This window comes from Candidatus Magnetobacterium casense, from assembly GCF_019173545.1.
In the GTDB taxonomy this organism is placed as follows: domain Bacteria; phylum Nitrospirota; class Thermodesulfovibrionia; order Thermodesulfovibrionales; family Magnetobacteriaceae; genus Magnetobacterium; species Magnetobacterium cryptolimnobacter.
In genome coordinates this window covers 1-4,108 of record NZ_JABXWD010000304.1, presented here as the reverse complement: position 1 = coordinate 4,108, position 4,108 = coordinate 1, and the positions used below count along the sequence as shown (strand labels likewise).

Genomic DNA, 4,108 nt, shown 5'->3' with positions numbered 1-4,108 from the left:
GTTTTTGAAAATGGATTCCCGTTTTCACGGGAATGACAAGAAATGGTATTTTGCGCCCATCTGTGTCATTCCTGCGTAAGCAGGAATCCAGAAAGTGCGAAACCATAGGTATAATTGACCAACCCTTTACGGGGTCAAGGGGGCCGTGCTCCCTTGCGAGGGGGTCTGAGGGGGAGCAGAGCTCCCCATTCTTTTCTTCTCAGGGGCTGGGGGAGGTGTTTAATTGCCGTTGCAGACCCTCTATTGCAGCATCCTTTTGGGCGAGGGCCTTTTGCTGTTCCACTATCAGCAGGTATTTTTCAGTAGCGTCCTTTTGCAGATTCTCAATTAACTGATCCTTTTCCAAGGCCATTGCCCTGAGACTGTTTATGTTCGTGTCTCTTTCGGATATAGCCTTTTGTTGCTGCTCTATTGTAAAGTTCTTTTCCGAATCGGCAAGCTCCTTCCTTAACGCTATAATGACGGAGTCTCGTTCCTCTATGTTTCTTTTTAAGATTGTATAACGTTCCACCAGGCCCTTTACCTCGACGGAAGACCTGCTTATAAAACACCTGAATTGACTGACAAATACGCTAAGGTCATCCCTCGTAAAATCAACTGCTCCTATGTCTTGGGCTATGGCATAGTACTTCCTGTCATAGTAGATTATATTAAACCCGTGATAATCCCCTTCAAATAAATATGGCGGCTCCACAGACGGGACTTCAACAGTGGCCTTTGTTCCGATATGTCCCTGTATAATATCATGCAGTTCTGCATACTTCCCCTTAAGCTCGCTTATGTCTCTCCGGGACTGCTCTAGTTGCTCACCGAGGGAGCAGAGCGTCCTCTCCATGGCCGAATACCCTTCTTCGTCTGATTTTGGCATTGTTGTTTCTTTCTCCCGATAAATGTCATCGCTCATTGCTGTGATAAAATCTCCTCTTTAATGGCGCCTGTACGCCCTGCCCATTCCGACAACTCCTTCTGTAATATGGCGATCCACGCATCCCGGTCCCTCAGATCAGCCCGCAGGTCGTTCAACCGTATAGCCCAGTGGGCTATGTCATCGTACAACAGCTCTATCTGTGCGGTTTTGCCCAATGTCTCCCGGTGCAACTTTTCTATCAGTGCATCACGGTCGCTTAACTGTCTTTCCAATACGCCCTTGGAAATTACCTCTTCGTGCAACCTCTCAAGTACACTCAGGACACTCAAGTGGTCTACCAGGCGCTTGACCTCGGCGATTGAGTTACCGATAAAACACCTTAACTCCTCCTGCAACTGCGACAGATGTTGATACAAGTCCTCATGGTAGAAATCGATCTGACCGACGGTCTGCCAGATGGCGTAGTATCTGCCATCAAATCCGATGATATTAAACCCCTTGTAGTTACCCTCACACAAGAAGGGGGCGCTATCCCGGCTCAGGGAGGTATCATCGGGCTGTGGTTGTTCTGCGACAACGTCTCTGTGGGGCAGACCCAGCTCGATGCCATACAACTGCCCGTATCTGCGAGCAAAGGACTCTATGCCCCTGATGGCCGTATCCAGGAGGGTGTTGACCCCCGTGCGCTGTACGCCCCTGGCAAATGCCTCCCGCTGCAAGACGTTGATGACGTATAAGCGCTCAACCAGATGCCTGACCTCGGAGAGCGACCCCCCAACAAAGCACTTCAACTCCCTCTGCAGGGCCAGCAGCTTTTGATCCAGGGCCTCATCCTGAAAGTCAAGCGAACCAATGGCCTGCAAAACCGCATAGTACCTGTCACCAAAACCGATGATATTAAACCCCAGGTAGTTGCTTTCATACACGACGGGTTTACCGTCATCTGCGGGGACATCAACAACAACTGCCTCCCCCTCATACCTCACGGGCAGGTCAGCACGTACGTCGTGCAAGTGAAAACACCTCTGCACGATTAGCTCAATGCCCCTTACGGCCCTGTCCAGCAGGGCATTAAAGCCGGCTTCCTGTATGTCTCTGGTGACTATCTTCTTATGTAGGATGATCAGTTCCTTGTCCAGTTTTTCGAGGGTGTTTATGACACTCAACTGCCCCAGCAGTCGCTTGACCTCCGCCAACGAATCCCCGACAAAGCACTTCAACTGTCCCTGCAGGGCCAATAGACGTTGCGTAACCCCCTCCGTATGGAAATCGAGAAAACCGGCATCCTGAGACAGACCGTAAAACCTGCCGTTAAACCCGATGATGTTAAACCCCATGTATCCGACCTCACACATGACGGGCCGCCCCGTTGTGCCTGAGACATCCCCTGCCGGTTCTGCCGCGGGACTACCGATGGTTGCACTTTCGTCAAAGAGGTCTGTCCCTGTGCCATACAACTGGAGATGCCTGTGCAGAACCGCCTTAATGCCCTCAACTGCCCTGTCCAGCAAGGCGCCCAAGCCAACGGCCTGGATGTCCCTGACGCCGGCCTTGTCGTATAAGATGGCGATTTCCGTATCCAGCTTCTCAATGGCGTCGATGACGGTCAACTGGTCAACCAGATGTCTAACCTCGGAGAGCGATTCCCCCGTAAAGCATTGCAACTCCCTTTGCAAATCCAACAGTCGTTGATTTAAGCCCTCCTGGTGGAAATCAACAAATCCGGCATCTTGCAGGATGGCATAATATCTGCCTTCAAACTCGACGATGTTAAACCCCCTGTAGCCGATCTCACACACAACGGGATTGCGTACATTACCTGATACATTGCTTACCAGAGTGGCTTGCAGATTGCCGATGGCCGCGTATTTATCAAACATGTCTATCTTGATGTCGTAGAGACGCTTCCTGAGGTTGTCCAGCTCCTCAAAGCGATGAAAATACCTGCGTGCGGTTGAGTCAATGCCCCTGGCGGTTGCCCCCAGCAGGGCGTTTATCCCGACGTCCTTCATGGCAAGTCTCTGCGTGAGGATGTTCTGCGACAACTGTGAGATATACATCTGGGCCTCATACAGTGATTCAAACACGGCTCCAATGCCCTCCCGCACATAGACGGCCATATTGGTGTAATCGATGTCGGTCAGGGATGCCGGCACCACGTAGACCTTGACGCCATCTGTCAGGATTCTATACCAGCTATTGAGGCCGATCTCATAGGCTGCCAGGTGGTTGACGCCCTGGGCAATGAGCGTCTCGATTTCTCCGATGGTGGAAGCGCTTATGACCTCTGAGTGGTTGCGTATTGCTTCGCTGCGGATATCGACCTGTTCCATGTGCCGGGGCGTGGCATAGAGCCTCCTGCCATAGCGCCAGAGTAGGTATCCCGCACTGGCGCCGATTGGGGTGGGCATGGCCATCTTTTGGTTATCGACACCCATGAAGGTTAGACCGGTTGGCTCCCATCTGCCGGGTTCCACAGAGGCACGCACACTCCAGATGCTGCAATTGAGTGAGTAGCGGTCAAAGGTCTCCCCCACCGCAAGGACAACGCCGCAGTGCACGGACTGATAGAAATCAACGTCCTTGTGTGCATCAAGAAAATCCGGGTCAAAGTCCGCCACATATCCTTCGCAGTCATGGCCGCAGAATATCCCGCCGGGACGTCTGAGCAGTGGCATGTAACTGCGTATGTCCTGCAAGACCTGTTTGTAGCGATGGTCGGCGTCTATGAAGATAAAATCAAAGCTGTTTTCCTTTAATATAACCGGAGCCAGGTCTGCCCGACACCGTATTGGAATGACCACGTCGTCCAGCCCCTCGGCGGTGATCCGCTTCCAGAATGTTGTAAAGACATCCTCGCTTGAGGCTATGTCAACGAGGTCGGTGCCCACGTTGCCGCGCCACCAATCAACACAGTACAGGTGTCCGCCAAATTCCCGCGCCACCTTGGCAATCACGGTCGTTGAATCGCCACACCAACTGCCGATCTCCAGAAACTTACACCCCGCTCCGGCAACAGACTCGGCCAACTGTCTCAGTATAACCCGCTGCTGCTCAGAGGCTAATTGCGTTTCTTTTAGTTCCACGTATACCTCATTTGTTTGTTTTCTATATAAGCTCTAAATATGTTTAATTATATATGATAAAACGATACGCATTAACGGGTCAAGTGGGGGGATACACATCGAGATAAGCTTAAATTGTATCCCCTTTATATTTCATGGTAACTATGCTTTTATG

2 protein-coding genes are annotated in these 4,108 nt (G+C 51.4%); both read right to left on the bottom strand.

Annotated features, from left to right (window positions below; translation table 11 throughout):
- Positions 1-199: 199 nt before the first annotated feature.
- Positions 200-904: a hypothetical protein gene (locus tag HWQ67_RS13760; protein WP_218253263.1), complete on the bottom strand. Its 705-nt coding sequence runs from the start codon at positions 902-904 to the stop codon at positions 200-202.
- On the bottom strand, positions 901-3,954 hold the full coding sequence (locus HWQ67_RS13755; RefSeq protein WP_218253262.1) for a class I SAM-dependent methyltransferase: 3,054 nt from the start codon (positions 3,952-3,954) through the stop codon (positions 901-903). Before HWQ67_RS13755 ends, HWQ67_RS13760 begins: the two co-directional genes overlap by 4 nt.
- Between the last annotated feature and the right edge of the window lie 154 nt (positions 3,955-4,108).